The organism is Bradyrhizobium sp. WSM2254 (genome assembly GCF_000472645.1).
Taxonomy (GTDB): domain Bacteria; phylum Pseudomonadota; class Alphaproteobacteria; order Rhizobiales; family Xanthobacteraceae; genus Bradyrhizobium; species Bradyrhizobium niftali.
This window is the reverse complement of the sequence record NZ_AXAB01000017.1, coordinates 47633-73266: the sequence shown is the minus strand read 5'-3', so window position 1 is coordinate 73266 and position 25634 is coordinate 47633. Positions and strand designations below refer to the sequence as shown.

At 65.1% G+C, this 25634-nt stretch carries 25 protein-coding genes; 14 read left to right on the top strand and 11 right to left on the bottom strand.

The window, feature by feature from the left end:
* Nucleotides 1–5: 5 nt before the first annotated feature.
* From A3M7_RS0112345 to A3M7_RS0112320, 6 genes are all read right to left on the bottom strand, one after another.
* Nucleotides 6–365 carry a RidA family protein gene (locus A3M7_RS0112345; RefSeq protein WP_049823340.1) on the bottom strand — a complete coding sequence of 120 codons (360 nt, stop codon included), beginning with the start codon at nucleotides 363–365 and terminating at the stop codon, nucleotides 6–8.
* Nucleotides 366–474: 109 nt separating this feature from the next.
* The gene (locus A3M7_RS0112340; RefSeq protein ID WP_049823339.1) at nucleotides 475–1083 is read right to left on the bottom strand and encodes a TetR/AcrR family transcriptional regulator; all 609 of its coding nucleotides are present in this window, start codon (nucleotides 1081–1083) and stop codon (nucleotides 475–477) included.
* A gap of 84 nt (nucleotides 1084–1167) precedes the next feature.
* Nucleotides 1168–2310: an OpgC domain-containing protein gene (locus A3M7_RS0112335; protein WP_027544232.1), complete on the bottom strand. Its 1143-nt coding sequence runs from the start codon at nucleotides 2308–2310 to the stop codon at nucleotides 1168–1170.
* Nucleotides 2311–2634: 324 nt separating this feature from the next.
* Nucleotides 2635–3090 (bottom strand): hypothetical protein, encoded by a 456-nt coding sequence (locus tag A3M7_RS0112330; protein WP_027544231.1) that lies wholly within the window; start codon nucleotides 3088–3090, stop codon nucleotides 2635–2637.
* Nucleotides 3091–3167: 77 nt separating this feature from the next.
* Nucleotides 3168–3539, bottom strand: a complete 372-nt coding sequence (locus A3M7_RS0112325; RefSeq protein ID WP_027544230.1) for a YqjD family protein — start codon at nucleotides 3537–3539, stop codon at nucleotides 3168–3170.
* 77 nt (nucleotides 3540–3616) lie between these two features.
* A complete protein-coding gene (locus A3M7_RS0112320) occupies nucleotides 3617–4729 on the bottom strand; it encodes an AI-2E family transporter (protein WP_027544229.1) in 1113 nt (370 codons plus the stop codon).
* Nucleotides 4730–4936: 207 nt separating this feature from the next.
* Between A3M7_RS0112320 and A3M7_RS0112315 the strand changes: the two genes are divergently transcribed.
* Together A3M7_RS0112315 and A3M7_RS0112310 are read left to right on the top strand one after the other, a co-directional pair.
* Nucleotides 4937–5722: a L,D-transpeptidase gene (locus A3M7_RS0112315; protein ID WP_027544228.1), complete on the top strand. Its 786-nt coding sequence runs from the start codon at nucleotides 4937–4939 to the stop codon at nucleotides 5720–5722.
* Between the two features lie 17 nt (nucleotides 5723–5739).
* Nucleotides 5740–6393 carry a DUF2865 domain-containing protein gene (locus tag A3M7_RS0112310; RefSeq protein WP_027544227.1) on the top strand — a complete coding sequence of 218 codons (654 nt, stop codon included), beginning with the start codon at nucleotides 5740–5742 and terminating at the stop codon, nucleotides 6391–6393.
* Between the two features lie 208 nt (nucleotides 6394–6601).
* Here A3M7_RS0112310 and A3M7_RS0112305 read toward each other — a convergent pair whose 3' ends face one another.
* Nucleotides 6602–8695, bottom strand: a complete 2094-nt coding sequence (locus A3M7_RS0112305; RefSeq protein ID WP_027544226.1) for a methyl-accepting chemotaxis protein — start codon at nucleotides 8693–8695, stop codon at nucleotides 6602–6604.
* Between the two features lie 272 nt (nucleotides 8696–8967).
* Here A3M7_RS0112305 and A3M7_RS46410 point away from each other — a divergent pair, with 272 nt between their 5' ends.
* A complete protein-coding gene (locus A3M7_RS46410; RefSeq protein ID WP_042335954.1) occupies nucleotides 8968–9123 on the top strand; it encodes a Thivi_2564 family membrane protein in 156 nt (51 codons plus the stop codon).
* Nucleotides 9124–9252: 129 nt separating this feature from the next.
* Here the strand turns inward: A3M7_RS46410 and A3M7_RS0112295 are convergent, their stop codons facing one another.
* From A3M7_RS0112295 to cysD, 4 genes are all read right to left on the bottom strand, one after another.
* Entirely contained in the window at nucleotides 9253–9453 is a 201-nt protein-coding gene (locus A3M7_RS0112295) for a CsbD family protein (RefSeq protein WP_027544225.1), read from the bottom strand.
* A 130-nt stretch (nucleotides 9454–9583) separates the two neighbouring features.
* Nucleotides 9584–11749 (bottom strand): malate synthase G, encoded by a 2166-nt coding sequence (locus A3M7_RS0112290; protein WP_027544224.1) that lies wholly within the window; start codon nucleotides 11747–11749, stop codon nucleotides 9584–9586.
* A 396-nt stretch (nucleotides 11750–12145) separates the two neighbouring features.
* Nucleotides 12146–14062, bottom strand: coding sequence for an adenylyl-sulfate kinase (cysC, locus tag A3M7_RS0112285; RefSeq protein WP_027544223.1), 1917 nt, complete (start codon nucleotides 14060–14062; stop codon nucleotides 12146–12148).
* 20 nt (nucleotides 14063–14082) lie between these two features.
* Nucleotides 14083–14877, bottom strand: a complete 795-nt coding sequence (cysD, locus tag A3M7_RS0112280) for a sulfate adenylyltransferase subunit CysD (protein WP_027544222.1) — start codon at nucleotides 14875–14877, stop codon at nucleotides 14083–14085.
* Between the two features lie 245 nt (nucleotides 14878–15122).
* Here cysD and cysG point away from each other — a divergent pair, with 245 nt between their 5' ends.
* The 11 genes from cysG (at nucleotide 15123) to A3M7_RS0112225 (ending at nucleotide 25634) form a co-directional block, all read left to right on the top strand.
* On the top strand, nucleotides 15123–16547 hold the full coding sequence (cysG, locus tag A3M7_RS0112275; protein WP_027544221.1) for a siroheme synthase CysG: 1425 nt from the start codon (nucleotides 15123–15125) through the stop codon (nucleotides 16545–16547).
* The gene (locus A3M7_RS0112270) at nucleotides 16544–16852 is read left to right on the top strand and encodes a DUF2849 domain-containing protein (protein ID WP_027544220.1); all 309 of its coding nucleotides are present in this window, start codon (nucleotides 16544–16546) and stop codon (nucleotides 16850–16852) included. The genes cysG and A3M7_RS0112270 overlap by 4 nt, the downstream gene beginning before the upstream one ends.
* A 28-nt stretch (nucleotides 16853–16880) precedes the next feature.
* The gene (locus A3M7_RS0112265) at nucleotides 16881–18536 is read left to right on the top strand and encodes a nitrite/sulfite reductase (protein WP_027544219.1); all 1656 of its coding nucleotides are present in this window, start codon (nucleotides 16881–16883) and stop codon (nucleotides 18534–18536) included.
* Entirely contained in the window at nucleotides 18523–19038 is a 516-nt protein-coding gene (locus tag A3M7_RS0112260; RefSeq protein ID WP_027544218.1) for a DUF934 domain-containing protein, read from the top strand. The genes A3M7_RS0112265 and A3M7_RS0112260 overlap by 14 nt, the downstream gene beginning before the upstream one ends.
* The gene (locus A3M7_RS0112255; RefSeq protein ID WP_027544217.1) at nucleotides 19035–19766 is read left to right on the top strand and encodes a phosphoadenylyl-sulfate reductase; all 732 of its coding nucleotides are present in this window, start codon (nucleotides 19035–19037) and stop codon (nucleotides 19764–19766) included. The genes A3M7_RS0112260 and A3M7_RS0112255 overlap by 4 nt, the downstream gene beginning before the upstream one ends.
* Before the next feature lie 108 nt (nucleotides 19767–19874).
* Entirely contained in the window at nucleotides 19875–20876 is a 1002-nt protein-coding gene (locus A3M7_RS0112250) for a sulfate ABC transporter substrate-binding protein (RefSeq protein ID WP_084302067.1), read from the top strand.
* A gap of 70 nt (nucleotides 20877–20946) precedes the next feature.
* On the top strand, nucleotides 20947–21753 hold the full coding sequence (gene cysT, locus A3M7_RS0112245) for a sulfate ABC transporter permease subunit CysT (protein WP_027544215.1): 807 nt from the start codon (nucleotides 20947–20949) through the stop codon (nucleotides 21751–21753).
* 10 nt (nucleotides 21754–21763) lie between these two features.
* Complete coding sequence (gene cysW / locus A3M7_RS0112240; RefSeq protein WP_027544214.1) at nucleotides 21764–22675, top strand: sulfate ABC transporter permease subunit CysW; 912 nt, start codon at nucleotides 21764–21766, stop codon at nucleotides 22673–22675.
* Entirely contained in the window at nucleotides 22665–23699 is a 1035-nt protein-coding gene (locus tag A3M7_RS0112235) for a sulfate/molybdate ABC transporter ATP-binding protein (RefSeq protein ID WP_027544213.1), read from the top strand. Before cysW ends, A3M7_RS0112235 begins: the two co-directional genes overlap by 11 nt.
* A gap of 177 nt (nucleotides 23700–23876) precedes the next feature.
* Nucleotides 23877–24380: a CAP domain-containing protein gene (locus A3M7_RS0112230; RefSeq protein ID WP_027544212.1), complete on the top strand. Its 504-nt coding sequence runs from the start codon at nucleotides 23877–23879 to the stop codon at nucleotides 24378–24380.
* 78 nt (nucleotides 24381–24458) lie between these two features.
* Entirely contained in the window at nucleotides 24459–25634 is a 1176-nt protein-coding gene (locus A3M7_RS0112225) for a patatin-like phospholipase family protein (protein WP_027544211.1), read from the top strand.

Sequence of the window (25634 nt, the reverse complement as noted above, 5' to 3'; positions counted from 1 at the left end):
GCACTTCAGCTCGAGGTCGGTCGAGCAGCGATTGCGGTCATCTCGAGCTTGACGCCTGAACCGAGATCGGCCACGCCGACGGCGGCGCGCGCAGGCAGATGAGCTTCTGCGAAGTGCGCCTTCCAGGCCGCATTGAACGCAGCCTTCTCGCTCAGATTCGTCATGAAAATAGTCACCTGCAAGACGTTGGCCAGGTCAGATCCGAGAGTCTCCAGGAGACGCGACAGCTGGCCAAGCACATCGTTTGCCTGACCCGACATGTCCAGGCTCGTGTCCTCAGGGACGATTCCGCCGATGTAAAGCACGCCTCCATGCTCGACCACTTCGTGGAGCAATCCTTCGTATGGCAAGATGCGTTTGATCATGATGAGACTGATGCTCCTGTGGGAAAAGACATGAGATGTCCGCGCGTTCTTATCACCAAGGCGTAGAACTTGAGTCGGGGACGGACGGCGGGCATTTTCAGCGCCTGATCTAGCCCTTCGGTCGCAATACGAGATCGACCAGACTGCGTGCGTAAGCCGGCGTGATCGGCGCGATGCCGAAGACGTAGCGGTAGAACAGGCCGCCATAGATCGCGTCATAGAGGTCCTCAGGCGCCCCCTCGGCCAGGACGCTGCCGTCCTTCTGGCCCGCGGCGATCATCTCCACCAGCGCGTCGCGGCGGAATTGCAGGTAGCGTGCGTAGAACAGCTCGGCTGAGCCGGTCTTGGAGATGCATTCGGAGATGACGGCGAGCTGCACCTTGCCGAACTCGCCCTGGAGCGCCTCGGCATAGGCCGCCGCATGGCGGCGCGCGCGTGCCGCGGGCGTGCCGGAGCTCACCGGGGGCAGCGGCAGCATCTGCGCGGCATGGTGGAGAAAGGCGTCGATCAGCAGCGCCTCGCGCGATGGCCACCATTTGTAGATCGTCATCTTGGAGACGCTGGAGTGGCGCGCGACCGCGTCGATGGTGGTGGCGGCAAGGCCGGTGGCGGCCATCAGCGCATAGGCGCTTTCGAGGATGGCGTTGGAGGTCTCGATCGACCGCGGCCGGCCGCGCCTGGGCGCGCTGTCAGCCTCTTCACCCCCGCCTTTCGCCATCGCCACGCCCGGTCTCCTCACGCAGAGTCCCTCCGCATAGCGCAGCCACAGGTCTCGGCCTAGCAGAATCGCACGATTATGTTGTCAGGTCTGCTGCCGCAGGGCCGCAGGCAGGTCCTGCCGCTTCGACCAGATGATGTAATAGGCGACCGCGATCATCGCGGCGAAGCCAACGATGCTCACCGCGACCTGCATCACCACCAGGTTCGGCCCGGTGATCAGGAGGAGATGGCCGGCGAAGGAGAGGAACACTGCGACGCAGAACACCGCGAGCCATTCCTCGCCGCATATGATCACCGCCTGAAGCGGCCGCCATTTCAGGCCGGGATGATCGGCCGGAATGAGATGGGTCGCAATGAGCGCGAGCGCGAGGAAGTGGACCACGCGATGGAGCGCGAGGTTTTCCTTGTCGGTCGGCGCGATGCTGTTGAGAAGGAGGTCCGGCAAATGGGCGGACAGCGTCGGCGAATGGCGCATCAGGGTGACGGCCATCGCAAAGACGAGATAGGCGCCTGCGAGGCTCCGCAGCCAGGACATGCCACGCAGCGCACGGCCGGGGGCGCCTGTCACGGCGAACCAGCCGCCCAGCACCATCAGCATCTGCCAGCACAGCGGATTGAAGGTCCACTCCTGGTCCGGATAGACCCGGAAATTCCAGTCGAACCAGCGCGCCGCGGCGTACAGCCCGACCGATGCCGCCAGCGTCAGGTGCGGCCATCGCAGCAGCCCCCACAGCACGAGCGGAAAGAACGCCATCAGCGGGATCATCAGTTGCAGGAGGTCGAGGTTCAGCGGCTCTTCCTGGAGCACCAGGCCACGGACCAGGATGCGCAGCGGGTGCTCGAGAATCCCTGAGATGTTGTATTCGTGAATGATCTCCGGCGCCATCGATTGCGAGGCGACGTAGGCGATGGCGTCGATGTAGATCACGAACAGCACGACATAGGCGGCGTAGAGCCGCCAGACGCGGCGAAAGACGCGCGTTGCCGCGACGATGTAGCCGCGCTCCAACGCCATCCTGCCGTGGATGATGGCGACGCCATAGCCCACCACGAACACGAACAGGTCGGCGGCGCCGCTGAAGCCGAAATTGCGCAGCGTCAGCAGGTTGACGACGTTGTTCGGGATATGGTCGACGAACACCGACCAGTTGGCGATGCCGAGCGTCAAATACAGCCTGGCGTCGGGATGGAATGCGGCGAGGTTCGCCTTGACGGACGGTTTCATCGCGGAAAATGACTTTCGGAATCAGGGGCGATCTTTTAGCGGCAACCGCCTACCTATCCGAGTAGCGATTGCGTGAGTAGGTCAGGTTTGTCCCGATTGGCGAAAAATTACGCAGGACGCGCCGGTGCGTTCGCGTGTCCGCCCTTAGCCCGCCTGGGACGCAATTTTTGCAAAGGAAGAGGATCTGCCCTGCGATCGCGGCCCGCGCCTCCGAGGTCGGCAACCCCTTGGCGGCGGGAGGTTCACAGTCCGTGCGCTCGGACCCTCCGGGAACGCCCTGCCGGCAGCCGGGGATAATTCAAATCGGGCGTGGTGCCCGTACCGTTACTCGGCAGGTTCAGCCGATGCCTCGTCGGATACGCCGGCCCGGCTCGCCATGATTCCGAGTGCGACGCCGCCGATCGCCAGGATCGGCAACAGCCGCTTGACCCCGATGGCGCGAACGATCTGGAGTCCCGTCGCGAGCAGCACGGGATCGGTGAGCATGCTCGAGGCCGCCGACTTCGCGGCGCGCTCGGCCGCGATTTGGGCGCGCTTCTGCACCTCGCGCTTGTAGCCCCAATAGGTACCCGCCGCGGTGAGCGTCAGCAGGAAAAAGATGCCGGCGCCGGCGAGGCAGGCCTGCACCGGTCCGTATTTTTCCAGCACCGAGATGAACGCGGCCGCGCAAAGGAAGCATGTCGTGATGAAGAGCGCGAGTGCGGCGCCTGCGGCGAGCGACGTCAGACGGACCGTCGTCCCGGTCGATGCGCTGATGCCGTCGATAATACGCTGAAACATGCCCTTGCTCCTCAATCCCCCACAAGCCTGAGGCGACGGCGGCCGCGCCGCCGCGGTCTCAGGGGCCTTCCCGCGCTTTACCGGCGCCAGGCGACGCCGATCAGGAAGCCGATGCCGAGCGCGATACCGACGGTCGCGAGCGGCCGCGCGGTGATGGCGTCTTCCAGCGTCTCCTCGATCGAGCCATAGGCATCCTGCGCCGCGCCCATCATGGCGCTGCCGCGCTCGGACATGTCGTCGAGCGTCGAATCCACGTTCTCGCGCGCTTGCTTGTAGCCGCGCCGGGCCTGCTTTCCCGCCGAATTGGCAAAGGTATTGAGCGCGTCGGTTATCTGGTCGGTAAGGGCGGCGATATCGTTTTTCACGGCTGCTACATCCTTCTCGAGGCGTTCTGCGGTGGCTTTGTCGATCCAGTCTCTCATCCTGGTTTCGCCGTCGGCTATTGACATCGCAAACTCCGAACTGTTGGCGGTGAGATGGGCGGAAAACGTTTCGTCGTGACGGAAGTTCCGTTCGCGGGAGCCCGTCACGCCTGCGGGAGCTGCGGCGAATCTTCCGGCAACAGATGCTCCTTCATGATGAGGCCCACGATCAGGAGCGGCGACGACAGAAACGCGCCCATTGGTCCCCACAGCCAGGTCCAGAAGGCCAGCGCGATGAAGACGGCGAGTGCGTTCAGCGACAACCTGCGGCCGATGATGGTCGGCGTGATGAAATGTCCCTCCAGGAAGGTGATGCCGCCGAAGGCGAGGGCCGCCATCAGGCCGCCGCCAATGGTCGGGAGGGCAATCAGCCCAATCAGGGCCAGCACCACGAACATGGCGACCGGTCCTATGATCGGGATGAAGTTGAGCGCCGCCGCGAGTGCGCCGAGCCCGGCCGGATTTGGCATGCCGGTGATGGCGCAGATGATGCCGGTCGCGACCCCGACGCCGATATTGATGACGGTGACGGTCAACAGGTAGTTGCCGAGATGAACCTCGATCTCGTTGAGAATCCGCAGCGTGCGCAGCCGCGCGTCGCGGTCGCCGAAGTTCATGATCAGCGCCCGCCGCAGGTCGCGCCAGCTTGCGATGAACAGGATCAGGGTGGCGAAGAACAGCAGGAATTCGGCGAAGGTGGGCGACAGGAATTCCAGCGTCGGCTGCACCCATTCGGCCTTCGGCAGCGGCAGGCTTGGCAGACCCTCCGAGCCGCCGACCATGGTTTGCAGCTCCTTCCACAGCGCCAGCGGCCGGTCGAAAACGTGCAGCTTCTCCTTCAACTGCGCGCCCAGTTCCGGCAGGCGCGAGCTCCATTCCATCGCGGGCACGGCAATCAGCGCGACGACGAAGGCGACCACCGTCGTCACCGCGGTCACGAGCAGCACGGCGCCGAGCGCGCGCGGCACGCCCCGCCGTTCCAGAAAGCTTGCGGCCGGCGAGAGCATGGTACCGGCGACGACGGCCATCACCACCGGGAGGAAGAACGCCTTGGCGAAATACAGCACCCCGATCACGGCGATCAGAAGCAGGCCGGCGAGTGCGTAGGCGACGAACTCGGTGCGGCGAATGATCGGCGGCAGCTCGCTATGGCTGTCGGGGAGTGGGGCGCCTTCGCCGTTGCCGGAAATCAGACGTTCACTGGGAAGGACGCGCACAATATCTCTCCCGCACGGAGGTGTCCGGGCGCCCATTGGTCATCGGGAAACGCCGGAGGGGCGCCGCGGTTCCATCGCAGCTTCGTGAAGTTGCGCTCGCTTGACTGTGACGTCGCCGCCGCAGATGGCGGCGGAACTTGAGTCGGCCCGGCTGCGTTTGTTGGGAAGCCGCATCACCTGAGATGCACGCATCCAATGGGGCAGCACATGACAAAGGTCTCTTTAGTCCGTCGCAGCTTCTCGCCGCGCGCCGCCGCCACTTTTGCCTTCGCAACTGCTCTGCTCGCTGTGCCCTTCGCTAGCGCAAGCGCGCAGACGCTGGGCTATGTGCCGATGCAACCGCAAGTGTATCAACAAGGCCCGAGCTATTCGCAGGGCTATATCAGCGAGCCGGCGCAAACGGCCGACGAGGATGCCCAATTGCCCGATCGGCTGCGCAAGCAGGTCGTCAGCTTCGACCGCGGCGAGCCGGCCGGCACGATCGTGATCGATACCGGCAATACCTACCTGTATTACGTGCTCGGCAACGGCCGGGCGATCCGCTACGGCGTCGGCGTCGGCCGCGAGGGCTTCACCTGGTCGGGCGTGCAGAGCGTCAGCCGCAAGGCGGAATGGCCGGACTGGCATCCGCCGGCCGAGATGATCGCGCGCCAGCCCTATCTGCCGCGCTTCGTTGCCGGCGGACCCGGCAATCCGCTCGGCGCGCGTGCGATGTATCTGGGCTCGAGCGAATACCGTATCCACGGCACCAACGATCCCACCACCATCGGCAAGTTCGTCTCCTCGGGCTGCATCCGCATGACCAACGAAGACGTCACCGACCTGTTCAGCCGCGTCAATATCGGCGCCAGGGTCGTGGTGCTGCCGAAGAACGTGCCGCTGATGGCGAGAGGCGGCGACAAGGGGAGTGATTCTTGGCGCAAGCGCCCTGCGGCGACGACGCTACCCTCGGGCCGGCAGGCCCTGAACATCCCGACGTCGGCCGTGAACTGAGAACTGGGTGAAAGCGCATGAAGAGACGTTCGATCAGCAGACTGGCCGGTGGCGCCGCGGCGATCTTCACCGCCGCCTCCCTCGGCCTCGCGCTGGTGCCGCCGGCGCATGCGGAGGATTTCTTCTCGGCGCTGTTCGGCGGCTTCCGGATGCGCCCGCCACCGGAGATCCGGATGCCGTTCCCCAATGACGACATGCCGCGCTATGACACGCCGCGGCAGCGGGCTTACTATGGCGGCGGCGCCGCCTATTGCGTGCGCGGTTGCGATGGCCGTTACTTCCCCGCGCAGGGAAATGACGCCGAGAGCAAGGCACAATCCTGCAAGAGCTTCTGCCCGACCTCGGAAACCTCGTTGGTCTATGGCAGCAACATCGAGGACGCCACGACCGAGAGCGGAAAGTCCTATTCCGACCTGCCGAACGCCTTCCGCTACCGCAACGAGATCGTGTCGGGCTGCACCTGCAATGGCAAGGATCCGGTCGGTCTCGCCCAGGTCAAGGTCGAGGACGACCCCACCTTGCGCAAGGGTGACATCGTCGCGGGCGCCGGTGGCCTGGTGGTCGCCGGCCGCAACGCTGGCGATCGCCGCGGCGTCGCGATGAACTTCTCCCCGCTGCCGGACTCGGTCCGCGCCAAGTTCCGCCAGGTGCCGGTGGTGGCGAAGGAATAGGGTCGCATCGCGTGTGATGATGCGATGCGGGTGCCTCAATCTCAACTGTCGTCCCGGCGAAGGCCGGGACCCATAACCACAGGGCCGGGTTTGGCGAAGACTCGTGGTTACCGGCTCGTGCCGCAACCTCTCCCTGGGGGTATGGGTCCCGGCCTTCGCCGGGACGACAGCGGAGTACCTGGCTGCTAGCGGGGCTAAAGCCTCAGTGTTACGCCGCGCGGATCTTGCCGAGGAAGCCGGTGACGTCCTCGCCGAGCTGGCGGCTCTGGCTCTCCAGCATCTCGGAGGCGTGCTTGACGTTGTCCGCGGCCGCCGCGGCGGCGTCCGCATCGGCCTTCACGCCGGTGATGTTGTCCGAGACGTTCTTGGTACCCTGCGCCGCAAATTGCGTGCTGCGGGTGATCTCCTGCGTCGCCGCGCCCTGCTCCTGCACGGCGGCCGCGATCGCGGTCGCGACCTCGTTCACCTCGCCGATGATGCCGCCGATGGTCTGGATCGCGTTGATGGCGTCGCCGGCCACCCGCTGGATGTCGGCGATCTGCTCGGAGATTTCCTCGGTGGCCTTGGCCGTCTGGCTCGCCAGCGACTTCACCTCGGAGGCGACCACGGCAAAGCCGCGGCCGGCTTCGCCGGCGCGCGCCGCCTCGATCGTGGCGTTGAGCGCGAGCAGATTGGTCTGCGCCGCAATGGTGTTGATGAGGCCGACGACCTCGCCGATGCGTCCGGCGGATTTTGCCAGGCCCTGCACGGTGCCGTCGGTTTCGCGCGCCTGGGTGACGGCGCGGCCGGCGATACCTGCGGCATGGGCGGCCTGCTGGCTGATGTCGTTGATCGAGGCAGAGAGCTCCTCGGCGGCGGCGGCCACGCTGTCGACGCTCATGGAGGCGTCATTGGAGGCCTTGCCGGCGACCTGCACGCGGTCGTTGGTCTGGCGTGACACCGCGGAGAGGTCGCCCGAGGTCTTGCGCATCGCGCCGGAGGCCTCGCTCAATTCGCCGAGCGTCTTGCGCACCGCACCCTCGAACTCGCCGACATAGACCTCGATCGCGCGCTGGCGTGCCGAAGCGCCCGCATTGCGCGCGCGCTCCTGCTCCTCGATCTTGAGCTTGTCGGTCGCCTGCTGCTTGAAGGCTTCCAGCGCGCCGGCGAGCGCGCCGATCTCGTCCTTGCGGTCGAGATAGCCGCTGTCCACGGCAAGGTCGCCGCCGGCGACCTTCAGCATGGCGTCGCGGATGGTGTTGAGCGGATGGATGACGCGGCGGTTGACCAGCATGATTGCGCCCACGGCGAGGGCGATGGCGAGCGCCAGAAGTGCGAGCTGCATGATGAGCGCGCGTTGAGCTGCGGAGCGCTGTTCCAGCGTATGGCTCTTGGCGGCGTCGAGCGCCGTCTCGGCGACGGCAACCGCGCTGGCCAGACGGCCCACCGTAACCGGTGTCCACTGGTTCGCGGTCATCTCGGCCTTTTCGCCATTGGCAAGCATATTGGCCAGGCGGTCGCGAAGGGCCAGATATTGCGGATCGAAATAGGCGGCCTTGGCCGCCGCCACGGCGGACGACAATGCGGGCGGGAGCTGCATGCCCGACGTCGACAATTCCAGCGCCTTCCACATCGCGCTCGTTCCGCCGACAAATTGGGTATAGGCGAGGCGGGTCTCCGGCGCGATGCGGCCGGCGTTGAGTCCGGTCGAGACGATCAGCGAGGCTTCGCCCGCGGTGTTGCGCAGCAGCCAGGCGCTCTGCTTGATCGACAGCAGCTGGTCGATCACGGCGTCCTGGTGGTTGACGGTGGCGGCCAGGACGCTCGAGAGCTTGTCGAGCGTCTCGAGCAGGCCCTGTGTCGTCTCCATATATTCCTTCGGCAGGCCCGCGCGGCGCTGGTCCTTGGGCTTGGCCACGTCCTCCCAGAACTGCTTCTGCTCCTCGCTCAGCAACTTGTAGAGGCGCGCGAGCTCCGGCACCAGCGTGCCGGACTGCGGAAAGTCCATGGTCGGCAGCAGCTCCAGCGCGCGTGCCATCGCCGGCATCTGGGCGTCGCGGATTGCACGCAGATACTTCTCGATCTCGCCGTCCATCGGGTCGGTCGAGTTGAGGAGCCGGTTGGTGGTCGAGCGGTCGGTGCGCAGATTGTGCATCGCCTTGAACAGATCGGCGGAGGCGTCCGCGATCTGCGAAATGCGGTTGGCGGTCTTCAGCCGATCCCAGGATTCATAGGCGGTGAGCGAGAGTACGATCACCACACAGACCGACGTGATCGCGATCACCGCCTTCAGCAGCGCGGATACGGTCAGACGATTGAGCATCGAAGTCCCCCCAAATTCCCATTGCAAATTTCGTGAAGACGCCCGGCAACATCGGCAAACGGGGGCGCGGCAGATCGGCAATCGCACGCCGTTTGCGCCTCAGGGGCTCAAACGGTTTCTGCATCTGAAAGGAAAAGGGTAAAGTTTTCGGCCGCTGGCCTGCCGGTAGAAGTACGCATTTACTAGAAGTTGCAATGGGTTGCCCGGATGGAACCTGCGCGTGAGACAGACGTTAGGATATCGTTAGCAATCTGCCTGAAGGGGGCCTCGCGATGCTGGTCGGCGTACTCGTCACCTTTCTCGTCGTTATTCTCGTGCTCTATCTCATCAACATGTTGCCGATGGACGGCCGCGCCAAGCAGATCGCGCGCGTGATCGTGATCATCATCGGCGTGGTGTCGCTGCTGAAATATCTCACGGTGTTCTAGCGAGGCCTGTAGCCCGCATGAGCGAAGCGATATGCGGGACCCGCCGTCCCGGATGTCGCTTTGCTCATCCGGGCTACGGCTCTTTCAACAAAAAAGCCCCGGCTTACGCCGGGGCTTTTTTTGCCGCGTCTAGTGCAGCGTCTTGAGCCAGTCGTCGACGTCCTGACGAACCTGGTCCTTGGCCTTGCCGTAGCGTTCCTGGAGCCGGCCCTCGAGCTGTTCGCGGCGTCCCTCGATCAGTTTGAGGTCGTCGTCGGTGAGCTTGGCCCACTTCTCCTTGGCCGAACCCTTGAACTGCTTCCAGTTCCCTTCAATGCGATTCCAGTCCATGACCATCTCCCGTTGGTTGATGGCCCGACAACGCGAGCGGCGCGCAGCCGTTCCTCCTCGCGCCGCGACGTTTCGCCCAACAAAAAAGCCCCGGCGTGAGCCGGGGCTTTTGCTGTTTGCGTATCCGGGCTTACCCCGCCGCCTTCGCTTCGCGGCGGCGCGCGGTGAGGATGTACTCCGTGTAGCCGTTCGGCTGCTCGCGGCCCTTGAAGATGAGGTCGCAGGCGGCCTTGAAGGCGACGCCGTCGAAGGCGGGCGCCATCGGCTTGTAGATGGCATCGCCCGCGTTCTGCTTGTCGACGACGACGGCCATGCGCTTCAGCGATTCCATCACCTGCGCCTCGGTGATGACGCCCTGGTGCAGCCAGTTGGCGAGGTGCTGGCTCGAGATGCGCAAGGTGGCGCGGTCTTCCATCAGGCCGACATCGTGGATGTCGGGCACCTTGGAGCAGCCGACGCCCTGGTCGATCCAGCGCACGACATAGCCGAGGATGCCCTGGCAGTTGTTGTCGATCTCCTGCTTGACGTCGTCGGGCGCCCAGTTCGACTTCGACACCGGAATGGTGAGGATGTCGGACAGCTTCGCGCGCGGCCCGCCCTTGGTCAGCTCCTCCTGGCGCGCGATGACGTTGACCTGGTGGTAGTGCAGCGCGTGCAGCGTCGCGGCGGTCGGCGAGGGGACCCACGCAGTGGTGGCGCCGGCCTGCGGATGGGCGAGCTTCTGTTGAAGCATGTCGGCCATCTTGTCGGGCGCGGCCCACATGCCCTTGCCGATCTGGGCATGACCGGGCAGCCCGTCGATCAGGCCCATGTCGACGTTCCAGTCCTCGTAGGCCTTGATCCAGGCCTGCGCCTTCATCTCGTTCTTGCGGATCATGGGGCCCGCTTCCATCGAGGTGTGGATCTCGTCGCCGGTGCGGTCGAGGAAGCCGGTGTTGATGAACATTATGCGCTTGGAGGCGCGCTGGATGCAGGCCTTGAGGTTGACGGTGGTGCGCCGCTCCTCGTCCATGATGCCGACCTTCAGCGTGTTCTCCGGCAGGCCGAGCATCTTCTCGACGCGATCGAAAATCTCGCACGTGAAGGACACCTCGTCCGGGCCGTGCATCTTCGGCTTGACGATATAGGCCGAGCCGGTGCGGCTGTTCTTGACCTTGGAGTTGCCCTTGAGGTCGTGGATGGCGAGCAGGCCGGAGACGGCGGCATCCAACAGGCCCTCCGGGACCTCCTCGCCCTTTTCGTCCAGCACCGCGTCGGTGAACATGTGGTGACCGCAATTGCGCATCAGCAGCAGGCTGCGGCCGTGCAGCCTGACCTCGCCTTTGCCGTCCGGCGTTTTGTAGCTGCGGTCGGCGTTGAGCGAGCGCGTCAGCGTCTTGCCGCCCTTCTCGAAGTCGGCCGAGAGCGTGCCGTTCATCAGGCCGAGCGTGTTGCGGTAGACCAGCACCTTGTCCTCGGCGTCGACCGCGGCGACCGAGTCCTCCATGTCGAGAATGGTCGAGACCGCGGCCTCCATGACCATGTCGGCGACGCCGGCGGGATCGTCCTTGCCGATCGCGCTGTTGCGGTTGATCGTCACCTCGACATGCAGGCCGTTGTTGACGAGCAGCACGGCGCTCGGCGCGGCCGCATCGCCCTGGAAGCCGGCGAACTGCGCCGCGTTCTTCAGCGCGGTCGCATTGCCGCTCTTCAGCTTCACCGCGAGCTGGCCCGCGACGACGCTGTAGGCGGTGACGTCGGTGTGGCTGCCGGTCGCGAGCGGCACGGCGGCGTCGAGGAAGGACTTGGCCTTCGCGATCACCTTGTCGCCGCGCGCCTTGTTGTAGCCCTTGCCGCTCTCGGACGGATCGTGCGGGATGGCGTCGGTGCCGTAGAAGGCGTCATAGAGCGAGCCCCAGCGCGCGTTCGCCGCGTTCAGCGCATAGCGCGCATTGGTGAGGGGCACGACGAGCTGCGGGCCGCAGATCTTGCCGATCTCCTCGTCCACGTTGGCGGTCTCGACCTTCTGCGTCGCGGGCTCCTCGACGAGATAGCCGATCTCCTTCAGGAAGGCGGTATAGGCATTGAGGTCGAACGCCTTGCCCTTGCCCGCGCGGTGCCAGTCGTCGATCTTGGCTTGCAGCGTGTCGCGCACCGCGAGCAGCGCCCGGTTCTTCGGCCCGAGGTCCTTGATGATGGCGGCAACCCCGGCCCAGAACGCATCCGGCGCGATCCCAGTTTTCGGGGCCGCTTCCTTGGCGATGAAGTCAAACAGGACGGGAGCGATCTTCAATCCGTGGGCGTCGACGCGTTTCATGATGGTCTTTCTTGTTGGAAATGGCTGTTTTTTGGCTGCTTTTGACCCGACAGCAGCAAAATGCGCTCCAAGGGAGCGGCTTTCGGGGTCCTATTAGCCCCAAAAACGGGGCGGTGAGAAGACCCCCAGGGGTTTGTCAAAATGTCAAGAAGAGGTGGAGGCCAGCGAGGGCGGCACCTGGCGTCAAATGCCAAAGCAATGGGCGCGATCTCTCCCCGGCGTCGTCCCGGCGAAGGCCGGGACCCATAACCACAGGGAGAGATTTGGCGAAGATTAGTAGTCCGGGACTCGCACCTCATCCCCACCGAAAGATCACGCGGTATGGGTCCCGGCCCCCGTGCGCAATTGCGCACTAGGCCGGGACGACACCGATGATGTGGCGCGATAATCGGCGCCTCAAATATTCGCGGCGAGATCCACGACTTCGTCGAACAGCACGCCTGATGTCTTCAGCATCTGTTCGATCTCGTCTGCCGCCTCGGCGACCGTCCGTGTCGAGGTGTCGATCACGAGCTCGGCCGCTTGCGGCGCCTCGTAGTCGTTGCCGATGCCGGTGAACGACGCCAGCGCGCCGGCGCGGGCCTTCTTGTAGTGGCCCTTGGGGTCGCGCTCCTCGCAGACGCCGGCCGGTGTCGCGACATGGATCTCGCGGAACGCGGTGTCGGCGATGCGGCGCGCGGTGGCGCGGTCCTCGCGGGCGGGCGAGACGGCGGCGACGATCGCGATGTGGCCGTTGCGGGCGAGATGCGTGGCGACCTCGGCGAGACGGCGGATGTTCTCGCTGCGATCGGAGGCGGAGAAGCCGAGATCGCCGTTGAGGCCTGCGCGCAGCGTGTCGCCGTCGAGCAGGATCGGCGAGCCGCCATTGGTGAACAGCCGCCGTTCCAGCGCCTTCGCCAGCGTCGACTTGCCGGAGGCCGGCAGGCCGGTGAGCCAGACCACGGCGCCGTTGTGCTGATAGCGCGCAGAGCGCTCGTCGGGACGGAGCGCCGATTCCACCGGCACGATGTCCACGGGCACCGCGCGCTGTCCGGCATCGACCGACAGCACGAGGCCGCCGCCGGCGATGCGCCCGGAGACCTCGATCACGAGACGTCCGGTGCGCGGATTCTCGGTGTAGGGATCGGTGGCAATCGGATTCGAAAGAGAGATGTCGATCTCGCCGACATGGTTGCGGCCGATCGCCTTGTTCTCGACGCTCGACAATTCGCCGGGATCGACCGCCTTCTCGATGGCGACGACCGTGGCGCGGCTTTCCTTCGGTCCGCAGCGGACCAGGAGCTGGTCGCCCTTGGCTAGCGGCTTGTCGTGCAGCCAGAAGATGCGCGCGCGCAGGCGGCGCGTCTCGCGCGGGGCACTGCCTGTATGCGCGATGATGTCGCCGCGCTCGATGAACAATTCGCGGTCGAGCGTGATGCCGACCGAGCGGCCCGCGCCCTGACGTCCGGCAATCGGCGTTGCCGGCCAGCTCTCGACCGTCTTGATCCTGGCGATCTTGCCGGCCGGCATGATCACGACCTCGTCGCCGGCAATCAGGCTGCCGGATTCGATTCGGCCCGCCACGATGCGGCGGTCATCGAACTTGTAGATCGCCTGCACCGGCAGCCGCAGCGCCAGCGCTTCCAGCGGCCGCGCCGGCTCGAGCTGGTCCAGCGCCTCGACCACGGTCGGTCCCTTGTACCAGCCGATGCGGTCGGTGCGCATCGCGACGCCGTCGCCGTCGCGTGCGGAAATCGGGATCACGGCCGTGGGCTTCACGCCGAGGCTTTGCAGATGCGCCGAGATCTCGTCGCTGATTTCCTTGAAACGTTCAGCAGAGAAGTCGACGCGGTCCATCTTGTTGACGACGATTGCGACCTGCTTCACGCCGAGCAGATGCAGGAGATAGCCGTGCCGCCTTGTCTGGTCGCGCACGCCTTCGAGCGCGTCGATGATCAGGACCGCGCCGTCGGCCTGCGAGGCGCCGGTGATCATGTTGCGCAGGAATTCGGCATGGCCGGGCGCGTCGATCAGCACGATGTCACGCGAATTGGTGCGGAAGCGGATCTGCGTGGTGTCGATCGTGATGCCCTGGTCGCGCTCGGTCTGGAGCGCGTCGAGCAGGAACGACCATTCGAACGGCATGCCGCGCCGCGCGCTGACGGCTTTCAGCATCTCCAGCTTGCCATCGGGAAGGCTGCCGGTCTCGTGCAGCAGGCGGCCGACCAGCGTCGACTTGCCGTGGTCGACATGGCCGACGATGACGATGCGGACCTGCGGGCGCGTGGTGCCGTTCGGGGTCGCGGGCGAAGCGGGGGTGACGATCATGTTCATGGCCGCGTTGCGTCCTGAGGTCAGAGATAGCCGGCGACGCGCAGACGCTCGAAGGCGTCCTCGGTCTCGTGGTCGAGCGCGCGTCCCGCGCGCTCCGGCACCTTGGTCTGCTCGAGCTCGACCAGGATCTCGTCGATGGTCGACGCGGTCGAAACGACCGGATTGGTGATGTCCTGATCGCCCAGCGAGCGGTAGCGCTTGCCGTTCTGCGACAGATAGAGCGGGATGATCGGGATGTTCTCGCGCTTGGTGTAGGCCCAGATGTCGGCCTCGGTCCAATGCAGGATCGGATGGATGCGCAAATGCGCGCCTTGCGGCGGCGAGGCGTTGAAATGATCCCAGAACTCTGGCGGCTGGTCGCGCACGTCCCAATTGCCTTCGAGGCCGCGCGGCGAGAACACGCGCTCCTTGGCGCGGGTGGCCTCCTCGTCGCGGCGGATTCCGGCGATCAGGCCGTCAAAACCGTATTTGCCGAGCGCCATCTTGAGGCCTTCGGTCTTGCGCGCGGCGGAACGGGCGGCCGGCGGCAGCGTTGGGTCGACGGCATCGATGGGCGGGCACGGCTCGACGCGCAGGTCGAGATCCCACTCCTTGCCGTAATGATCGCGGAAGCGATACATCTCCGGAAACTTCTTGCCGGTGTCGACATGGAGGGCCGGGAACGGCATGCGGCCGAAGAACGCCTTGCGCGCCAGCCAGATCATGACGTTGGAGTCCTTGCCGAGCGACCACAGCAGGGCAATCTTCTTCAGGCGGGCGAAGGCCTCGCGGAAAATGTAGATGCTCTGCGCCTCGAGCTGGTCCAGATGGTCCATGCTGGGCGCAACATCAGCAGAAAATTCTTGCGAGCCCGAGCGTCCGACGAGGGCGGGGCTGCTCACTCCGACAGCTGCGGAATCGTCCTTGAGAAGATGCATCTCTGCCACTTTGCGTTTGGAGGCGAAAATTCTATAGTTGCAGCGCAGAAGAGAAGAAAAAATTTTCTCTTTGCGCGCTCGAAACGACACATATATAGAAAATAATTCCAGTCAACCCCAGATGTGGGGGAAGCGAGTATCGTATGCGGTTCTTGCCCGTGTTCCTCGATCTCAAGGCCGGTCCGGTGGTTCTCATCGGCGCGGGTGAGCTTTTGCGCGCCAAGCTGCGCGTGCTCGCCGCGGCCGGCGCGCGCATCCGCGTGCATGCGGTCGATGGCAATCGGGATCTGAGCCTCAGCTCCGAGGACGCTGCGCGCGTTGAGATCGCGACCGGCGATCCGCTCACCGCCGACCTCTCAGGCGTCATCGCCATCGTCTGCGCGGGTGCGGGCGATGTCGGCGTTGCGATGTCGGCGCGGGCGAAGGCGCTCGGCCTGCCCGTCAACGTCATGGACGATCTCGAGCATTCCAGCTTCATCTTCCCGGCCATTGTCGATCGCGGCGATGTCGTGGTCGCGGTCGGCACTGGCGGCACGTCCCCGGTGGTGGCGCGGCGCGTACGCGAGAAGATCGAGGCGCTGCTGCCGGCGCGCATCGGCGAACTCGCCGAGTTCATCGGCGGTTTCCGCAAATCCATCAACGAGCGCATTGCCGAGTTTCCGCTGCGCCGTCGCTTCTGGGAGCGCGTCATCGACGGCCCGATCGGCGCCTCCGTGCTCGCCGGCCGCAAGGGCGAGGCGGATGCGGCGCTCAAGGCTATCTCAAATCCCTCCGAATTCGCGCGTGCCGACAAGCCGGAAGGCTCGGTTGCGCTGGTCGGCGCCGGTCCCGGCGATCCCGACCTTCTCACCATCAAGGCGCTGCGTGCGCTCCAGGACGCCGACATCGTCTTCCATGATGAGCTGGTCTCGCCTGAAATTCTCGACCGCATCCGCCGCGACACCACGCGCGTCGCGGTCGGCCGCCGCGTCGGCAAGCCCGGTATCGGCCAGGACGCCATCAACAAGCGCATGATCGAGGCCGCGCAATCCGGCCAGCGCGTGGTGCGGCTGAAGGGCGGCGATCCCTTCGTGTTCGGCCGTGGCGGCGAAGAAGTCGAAGCGCTGCGCACGGCGGGCGTTGCCTATTCGATCATTCCCGGCATCACCGCCGGGCTCGGCGGTGCCTCCGATTTCGAGGTGCCGCTCACCTATCGTCATGAAGCGACCCGCATCACCTTCCTCACCGCGCACAAGGCGCGCGATGCGGAAGCCGTGGACTGGTCGACGCTGACCGACACCAAAATGACCGTCGTCGTCTACATGGGCATGACCGCGGCGCCCGCCGTCCGCGCCGGCCTGTTCGCCGCCGGCCGCTCGCCGGAAACGCCGGTCGGTGTGTTCGCCCGCGTCACGCGGCCGGATGCGCAAGGCGCGATCGGCACGCTGCGCGACCTGCCCGAGCTCGTGCGGCGGACCCATGGCGGTCCCGCCATCCTCATCATCGGTGACGTGGTCCGGCATGCCGGCTCGCTTCGCCGCCAAACACCCAAGCAAATCATCTCCGACCTATTGGATGCTGCCGAATGACCTCTCCTCTGCAACAAAAACTGAAAATTACGGGTCCCTCCGTCGTGACCGCCAACCGGACCTGGGACGGCGTCGTCGTCTATCGCACGGCTGCCAAGGGCTGGTCCGTGGAACTGACGGATGCCGCGATCGTGCGAAACTCGGACGAAGCGAAAGCGTTGCTCGCCGAGGCCGTGGCCGATGACGTCGGCGCGATCGGCCCCTATATCGCGCCGGTGCAAGTCGACGAGGCCGGCAAGATCCTGCCGGGTAATCTGCGTGAGCAGATTCGCCGCGATGGCGTGACGATCGGCTTGCCCGTCTGAACGTTGGCTGAGCTGTAGGGCATTCTTCATGTACGCTTACGACGAAATCGACCGCACGCTGGTCAACGAGCGCGTCTCGGAATTCCGCGACCAGGTGAAGCGGCGCCTCTCCGGCGAGCTCACCGAGGACGAGTTCAAGATGCTGCGCCTGCAGAACGGCGTCTATCTGCAACTCCACGCCTACATGTTTCGCGTCGCGATTCCCTACGGCACGCTGGCGTCGAACCAGCTGCGGGCGCTGGCCCATGTCGCGCGCAAATACGACCGCGGCTACGGCCATTTCACCACGCGCCAGAACATCCAGTTCAACTGGATCAAGCTGTCGGACCTGCCGGACGCGCTGGCGGATCTCGCCGAGGTCGGCATCCACGCGATGCAGACCTCCGGCAACAACATGCGCAACGTCACCTCTGACCAGTGGGCCGGCGTCGCGCCCGGTGAGATCGAGGATCCCCGCATCTGGTCGGAGCTGATCCGCCAGCACACCACGCTGCATCCGGAATTCTCGTTCCTGCCGCGCAAGTTCAAGATCGCGATCACCGCGTCGGACCACGACCGCGCCGCGATCAAGGTCCACGATATCGGCCTGCGCCTGATCAAGAACGAGAAGGGCGAAACCGGCTTCGAGGTCCTGGTCGGCGGTGGTCTCGGCCGCACGCCGTTCATCGGCAAGACCATCAAGCACTTCGTGCACGGCCGCGATCTCCTCAGCTACATCGAGGCCATCCTGCGCGTCTACAACCAGTACGGACGCCGCGACAACATCTACAAGGCCCGTATCAAGATCCTGGTGCACGAGCTCGGCATCGAGAAATTCTCCCGCGAGGTCGAGGACGAGTGGCAGCACATCCGCAACTCCTCGCTCCAGATCGACGACGAGGTGATCGAGGACATCCGCTCGCGCTTCATCTATCCGGCGTACGAGAAGCTGCCGCACATCCCGGACGAGCTGCGGCAGGCCGCGGCCGATCCTGATTTCGAAGCGTGGCGCAAGAACTCCGTCGCCGCGCACAAGAACCCGGGCTATTCCATCGTCACGATCTCGCTGAAGCCGATCGGCGCGCCTCCGGGTGATGCCACCGCCGAGCAGATGGATGCGCTCGCCGATCTCGCCGACAAATATTCCTTCGGCGAAATCCGCGTCGGCCACGAGCAGAATCTGGCGCTGCCGCACGTCGCCAAGCGCGACCTGCCGGCGCTGTGGAAGGCGCTCGACAAGCTCGGGCTGGCGACGCCGAACGTCAATCTGATCACCGACATCATCGCCTGCCCGGGGCTCGACTATTGCTCGCTGGCGAATGCGCGCTCGATCCCGATCGCGCAGGAGCTGACGCGGCGCTTCGCCAATCACGAGCTCGCCAACCTGATCGGCCGGCTGCACATCAACATCTCGGGCTGCATCAATGCCTGCGGCCATCACCATGTCGGCCATATCGGCATTCTCGGCGTCGAGAAGAACGGCGAGGAGGTCTACCAGATCACCATCGGCGGCCGCGCCGACGAGGGCGCCGCGCTCGGCAATCTGATCGGCCCCGGCGTCAAGTTCGACGAGGTCGCCGACGTCGTCGAGGACATCGTGGAAGCCTATCTCGCGTTGCGCGAGCGCCCGGAGGAGCTGTTCATCGACACGGTGAAGCGCCTCGGCGTCGAACCCTTCAAGGAGCGTGTCTATGCCACTCGTTAACGGCGGTAAAATCGCCGACGACAGCTTCGTCAAGCTGGCCGTCGACACGCCGCTGCCCGAGGGCGGCGACATCCTGGTGCCGGCCGAGCGCTTCGTCGGCGAGGCGGATGCGTTGCTCAAGCGTGCCGGCAAGGTCGGCGTGATCTGGCCGAACAATCGCGACATCGACGAGCTCGTGCCGTATCTCGGCAAGGTCGCCGCCGTTGCGCTGGTGTTCCCGAGCTTCCGCGACGGGCGTGCCTACAGTCAGGCGCGGCTGCTGCGCGAGCGCTACAACTATCGCGGTGAATTGCGTGCGACGGGACAGGTGCTGCGCGACCAGTTCGTGTTCATGCTGCGCGCGGGCTTCGATTCCTTCGAGGTCAAGAAGCAGGCCGATGCGGAAGCCTTCATGCAGACCGCAAAGCGCTATTCGGTGTTCTACCAGCCGACCGGCGACGGCCGCATCACGGCGCTGCACCGGCGCATGCAGTTGCGTCACTCGGAAGGTGTCGGCACGTGAACGCCATTGCGCCTCAGCTATCTCCGGTGTCCGTTTCCGCGCTGCCCTCGGCCGAGGTGCTCGATCGCGCGTTGCGCGACGCCTCGCCCGCGGAGATCATCGCCGCGGCCCTGAAGTCGGTCGGCCGCGACAAGCTTGCGGTGGTGTCGTCCTTCGGCACGGAATCGGCGACGCTTCTGAAGGTGATGGCGGACGTCGATCCTGCGATCCCCGTGATCTTCCTCGACACCGGCTGGCTGTTCGAGGAGACGCTCGCCTATCGCGACACGCTGGTCGCGACGCTGGGTCTCAAGGACGTCCGCTCGATCAAGCCGGCGGAGGAGACGCTGTCGCGCGAGGATCCCGAGCGCGACCTCTGGTTCTCCGATCCCGACGCCTGCTGCCGCATCCGCAAGGTGGAGCCGCTGGCGCGCGCGCTGAAGCCGTTCGATGCCTGGATCAACGGCCGCAAGCGCTTCCAGGGCAATGCGCGCGCCGACATTCCGGTGGTCGAGGACGACGGCACGCGGCTGAAGTTCAACCCCTTCGCCAACGTCTCGCGCGAGGAACTCGATGCGATTTTCGTCCGCGCCAAATTGCCGCGTCATCCACTGGCTGCCTCCGGTTTCCTGTCGGTTGGGTGTATGCCTTGCACCAGCAGAACGGCCGAAGGCGAGGATGCACGCGCCGGTCGCTGGCGCGGCCGGGCCAAGACAGAATGCGGCATCCACACGATGAAGACTTCGTAGCACAGTCAGGCTGCGACGCCGCGAACAAGAAAATCCGGTTCCGTTGACTTAAGCGCGTTTCGCCCCGAGTTATGCCTGCCATCGATGACGCCGATGTCGTCGAGGTGAATGGAGATGGACATGCTGCGCCGTATCGTTCCGCTCGTGGCAGGACTGCTTTGGGCAAGCTCGGCTCTCGCCGCCGACATCAACCTGTTGAACGTTTCGTACGATCCGACGCGGGAGCTCTATGCCGAGTTCAACAAGGCGTTTGCGGGTGCCTATCAGAAGGAAACCGGCAAGAGCGTCGAGATCAAGCAGTCGCATGGCGGCAGCGGTTCGCAGGCGCGCGCGGTGATCGACGGATTGCAGGCCGATGTGGTGACGCTCGCGCTCGCCTATGACATCGATGCGATCGCGAGCAAGGGCCTCACGACGGCCGACTGGCAGAAGCGTCTGCCGCAGAATTCATCGCCCTACACGTCGACCATCGTGTTCCTGGTGCGCAAGGGCAACCCGAAGGGCATCAAGGACTGGGACGACCTGCTCAAGCCGGGCGTTGCCGTGATCACGCCGAACCCGAAGACATCGGGCGGCGCGCGCTGGAACTATCTGGCGGCCTGGGGCTTCGCGCAGAAGAAATACGGATCAGCCGACAAGGCCAAGGATTTCATCGGCAAACTCTACCAGCAGGTGCCGGTGCTCGATACCGGCGCGCGCGGCGCCACGGTGACCTTCGTCGAGCGCGGCGTCGGCGACGTGCTGCTCGCCTGGGAGAACGAGGCCTATCTCGCGCTCAAGGAATTCGGTCCGGAAAAATTCCAGATCGTCGCGCCGCCGCAATCGATCCTTGCGGAGCCGCCGGTCGCGATCGTCGACAAGGTTGCCGATAAAAAAGGCACCCGCAACGCGGCCGACGCCTACCTCCAGTACTGGTACACCAAGGAGGGCCAGGAGATCGCCGCGCGCAATTTCTACCGTCCGCGCGACGCCGAGATCGCCAAAAAATATGAAAACTCCTTCGCGAAGGTCGAGCTTTTCACCATCGACGACGTTTTCGGCGGCTGGAGCAAGGCGCAGAAGGAACATTTTGCCGACGGCGGCATTTTCGATCAGATCTACAAGAACTGATCGGGCGCCGTTTTAGGAGGCTTTAGCAGGGGGCCTGGTGAGCGCAGTTGCAGCAGCACGACGCCGGACATTGCCGGGCTTTGGTCTCACCATGGGACTGACGCTTTCCTGGCTATCGATTATCATCCTGATTCCGCTCGCCGGCCTGTTCCTGAAATCGCTCGAGCTGAGCCCCGAGCAGTTCTGGAACATCCTCTCGAGCCGCCGCACCCTGAACGCGCTGCGGGTCTCGTTCGGCCTCGCCTTCGCGGCGGCCTGCGTCAATCTGGTGATGGGCAGCATCATCGTCTGGGCGCTGGTGCGCTACCGCTTTCCCGGCCGGCGAATCTTCGATGCCATCGTCGACGTGCCCTTCGCGCTGCCGACGGCGGTCGCCGGCGTCGCGCTGACCTCGCTGTTCGCCGAGAAGGGCTGGCTGGGCGCGCCGCTCGCGGCGCTCGGCATCAAGGTGGCGTTCACGCCGGTCGGTATCTTCGTTGCCATGATCTTCATCGGCATTCCCTTCGTGGTGCGCACGGTGCAGCCGGTGCTCCAGGATCTCGACCCCGAGATCGAGGAGGCCGCGGGCAGCCTGGGCGCGAGCCGCTGGCAGACCATCAGCCGCGTGATCCTGCCCTCGCTCGGACCGGCGCTGCTCACCGGCCTCGCGCTCGCCTTCGCGCGCGCCGTTGGCGAATACGGCTCGGTGATCTTCATCGCCGGCAATCTGCCGAACGTCTCCGAGATTGCGCCGCTGTTGATCGTGATCCGCCTCTCCGAATTCCGCTACGCTGATGCGACCGCCATCGCGGTGGTCATGCTCGTCGTGTCCTTCGTCACCATCTTCGCCGTCAACCGGCTCCAGCGCTGGACGCAGAGCCGGATCCCGGCGCGTTGAGGAGGATGCGATGACGATGCAGATCGCAGATTCGGTTTCGCTCTCCTCGCCCGATGCGAAGGCGCGCGCGCACGCGGCGGCGGCGCGTGACAACCTTCGCACCGAGCCGAGGGCGGTGCGCATCGCCATCATCACGCTGGCGGTGCTGTTCCTCTCGGTCTTCGTCGTGCTGCCATTGGTCGTCGTGTTCGCGCAGGCGTTCTCAAAGGGCATCCTCGCCTATTTCGCCGCGCTTGCCGAGCCCGAGGCGCTGGCGGCAATCAAGCTGACGCTGCTGGTGGCGGCGATCTCGGTTGGCCTCAATCTCGTATTCGGCCTCGTCGCCGCCTGGGCCATCGCCAAGTTCGATTTCAGCGGCAAGACCTTCCTGATCACGCTGATCGACCTGCCGTTCTCGGTCAGTCCGGTGATCTCGGGCCTTGTCTTCGTGCTGCTGTTCGGCGCGCAGGGTTATTTCGGCGGCTGGCTTAGGGATCACGACATCCAGATCCTGTTCGCGGTGCCCGGCATCGCGCTCGCGACCACCTTCGTGACCTTCCCCTTCGTCGCACGCGCGCTGATCCCCCTGATGCAGGAGCAGGGCACGCAGGAGGAGGAAGCCGCGATCTCGCTCGGCGCTTCCGGCCTGCAGACCTTCTTCCGCGTCACGCTGCCGAACATCAAATGGGGCGTGCTCTACGGCGTCCTGCTCTGCAACGCGCGCGCGATGGGCGAGTTCGGTGCGGTGTCGGTCGTGTCGGGCCATATTCGCGGCGAGACCAACACCATGCCGCTGCTGGTCGAGATTCTCTACAACGAGTACCAGTTCGTCGCCGCCTTCGCGATCGCCTCGCTGCTGGCGATGCTGGCGCTGATCACGCTGATCGCAAAAACCGTTCTCGAACGTCATCTGGACGAAGGGCAGGACGCAAGTGACCATTGAAGTCAGGAATCTCGTCAAGAAGTTCGGCAACTTCAAAGCCCTCGACGGCGTCGACCTCAAGGTCGACAATGGCGAGCTGCTGGCGCTGCTCGGACCCTCGGGCTCCGGCAAGACCACGCTGCTGCGGATCATCGCCGGCCTCGACTGGCCGGATTCGGGCGAAGTCTCCTTCAACGGTGAGGACGCACTGGCGCAAGGCGCGCGTGAGCGGCACGTCGGCTTCGTGTTCCAGCACTACGCGCTGTTCCGCCACATGACGGTGTTCGAGAACGTCGCCTTCGGCCTGCGCGTGCAGCCGCGCGCGGTCCGGAAAGAGGAGGCCAAGATCCGCGCCCGGGTGAAGGAGCTGCTCGATCTCGTGCAGCTCGACTGGCTTGCCGATCGCTATCCGAGCCAGCTCTCCGGCGGCCAGCGCCAGCGCATTGCGCTTGCCCGTGCGCTCGCGATCGAGCCGCGCATCCTGCTGCTCGACGAGCCGTTCGGCGCGCTCGATGCCAAGGTGCGCAAGGAGCTGCGCCGATGGCTGCGCTCGCTGCATCACGAGATCAACGTCACCTCGATCTTCGTCACCCACGACCAGGAGGAGGCGCTGGAAGTCGCCAACCGCGTCGTGGTGATGGACAAGGGCAGGATCGAGCAGATCGGCTCGCCCGATGACGTCTACGAGAGCCCCGCGACCGCCTTCGTCCACGGCTTCATCGGCGAATCCATCGAGCTTCCGGTCCAGATTGCCAACGGTGTGGTCCAGCTCGGCGACCGGCCGCTCCAGCTTGCGGCAGACGGCCTTGCGCCTGGCGCGTCAAAACTGTTCGTGCGGCGACATGACATGCTGGTCGGCCCGCCCGGCACCGGCGCCTTCGAGGGCGCCGTGCAGCACGTCCGAAATTTCGGGCCGGTGCAGCGCGCGGAGGTGGCGCTATCGGGCGGCGAGACCATCGAGATCGATGCTCCCCGCGGCAGGGAACTGCATGTCGGCGACAGGATTGGCCTCGAGCCTCGCCGCTACCGGATATTTGCGGGCTAACGCCCCGTCATTCCGGGGGGCGCATCAGCGCGAACCCGGAATCCCGAGATGATAGAGCGAAATTCCGGGTTCAGTGCTGCGCACTGCCCCGGAATGACGGGCACGATTTTCCTCAAAATTCACCTTTCAGCCACGGTTGGTATGCAACAACGGCCCTTCATTTGGGGGCCCCGATTCATGCGCGCTGCGGCCGCAATATCAATCACTTTGCTGCTCGCCGGCTGTGCCGGCAACGAAGCGCCGGTCCAGCAGCCGTCGATGTATGCCGATATGGCGGTCCCGGGTGCCAAGCTCGACGCGCAGGCGGCCGCGGTGATGATCTCGCAATACCGTCAGAACAACGCCCTCGGCACCGTCGTGATCGACCCCGACTTGATGCTGCTCGCCGAATCCCAGTCCCAGGCGATGGCTGCGGCCAACAAGATGGACCATGACGTCCGCGCGCCCCTGGCCAAGCGGCTCAGTGCCGGCGGCTATCCGGCGACCGTGGCGGTCGAAAACGTCTCGGCGGGCTATCATACGCTGGCGGAAGCGTTTTCCGGCTGGCGCGACTCGCCCCCGCACCGGGCCAACATGCTCAAGAGCGGTGTCACAAAATTGGGCATAGCGGCCGGCTATGCTCCGAACACCAAGTACAAGGTGTTCTGGACCATGATCCTGGCCTCGACGGATCCCCGATAAGCCAGACTTGATCCCGGGATGCATTGACGCCGCGGCCGACTGTCGCCACGGTGGCTCGCCATTTGCTATTGTTCCCCGATGACAGATCATAGTCCGCAATCCGCCAGCGTCCCCGCGAATGCGCAACGCGTCCTCGTCTTGCAGGGCGGCGGCGCGCTTGGCTCGTACCAGGCCGGCGCCTATCAGGCGCTGTGCGGCTATGGCTTCGAGCCCGAATGGGTCGCCGGCATCTCCATCGGCGCGGTCAACGCCGCCATCATCGCCGGCAATGAGGGCCACACCCGCGTCAAGCGGCTGAAGGAATTCTGGGAGATGGTGTCGGCCCCGGTGCCGTGGAAGCCGATCGGCAAGAGCGATCACAGCCGCGAGCTGTTCAACTCCACCAGCGCCGCGCTGATCGCGACCTTCGGCGTGCCCGGCTTCTTCGTCCCGCGCGTGCCGCCCGCGCCGATGTGGCCGCCGGGCCATCCCGAGGCGGAAAGCTATTACGACACCGCGCCGCTGAAGAAGACGCTGGAGCGGCTGGTCGATTTCGACCGCATCAACGACCTCAAGACGCGCTTCTCCGTCGGCGCCGTCGGCGTCACCTCGGGCAATTTCAAGTATTTCGACAATTACGAGTTCAAGAAGCTCGGCAAGAAGATCGGTCCCGAGCACATCATGGCCTCCGGCGCGCTGCCGCCGGGCTTTCCGTCCGTCGTCATCGACGGCGAGCATTACTGGGACGGCGGCATCGCCTCCAACACGCCGCTCGATTACGTGCTCGATGCCGAGCTGGCTCGCGACATGCTGATCTTCCAGGTCGATCTGTTCAGCGCCCGCGGCGACCTGCCGAATTCGCTGCTGGAGGCCACCGAGCGCGAGAAGGACATCCGCTTCTCCAGCCGCACGCGGATGAACACCGACAAGAACAAGCAGATCCACAACGCCCGCAGGGCGGTGCGCGACCTGATTTCCAAATTGCCCGATTATCTCAAGAACGACCCTTCCGTCGAATTCCTTGCGAAGGCAGCTCGTGAGAGCACGGTCACCGTGGTGCACCTGATCTACCGCAGCAAGAACTACGAATCCTCGTCCAAGGACTACGATTTCTCGCACGTGGCCATGGTCGAGCATTGGGAAGCCGGCGTGCGCGACGTGCACATGTCGATGCGCCACAAGGACACGCTCGATCAGCCGCAATCCGGCGAGACCATGGTGACCTACGATCTCACGGGGGACGTCTCCGCACCCCCGGCAAAAAGGAGCGAATAG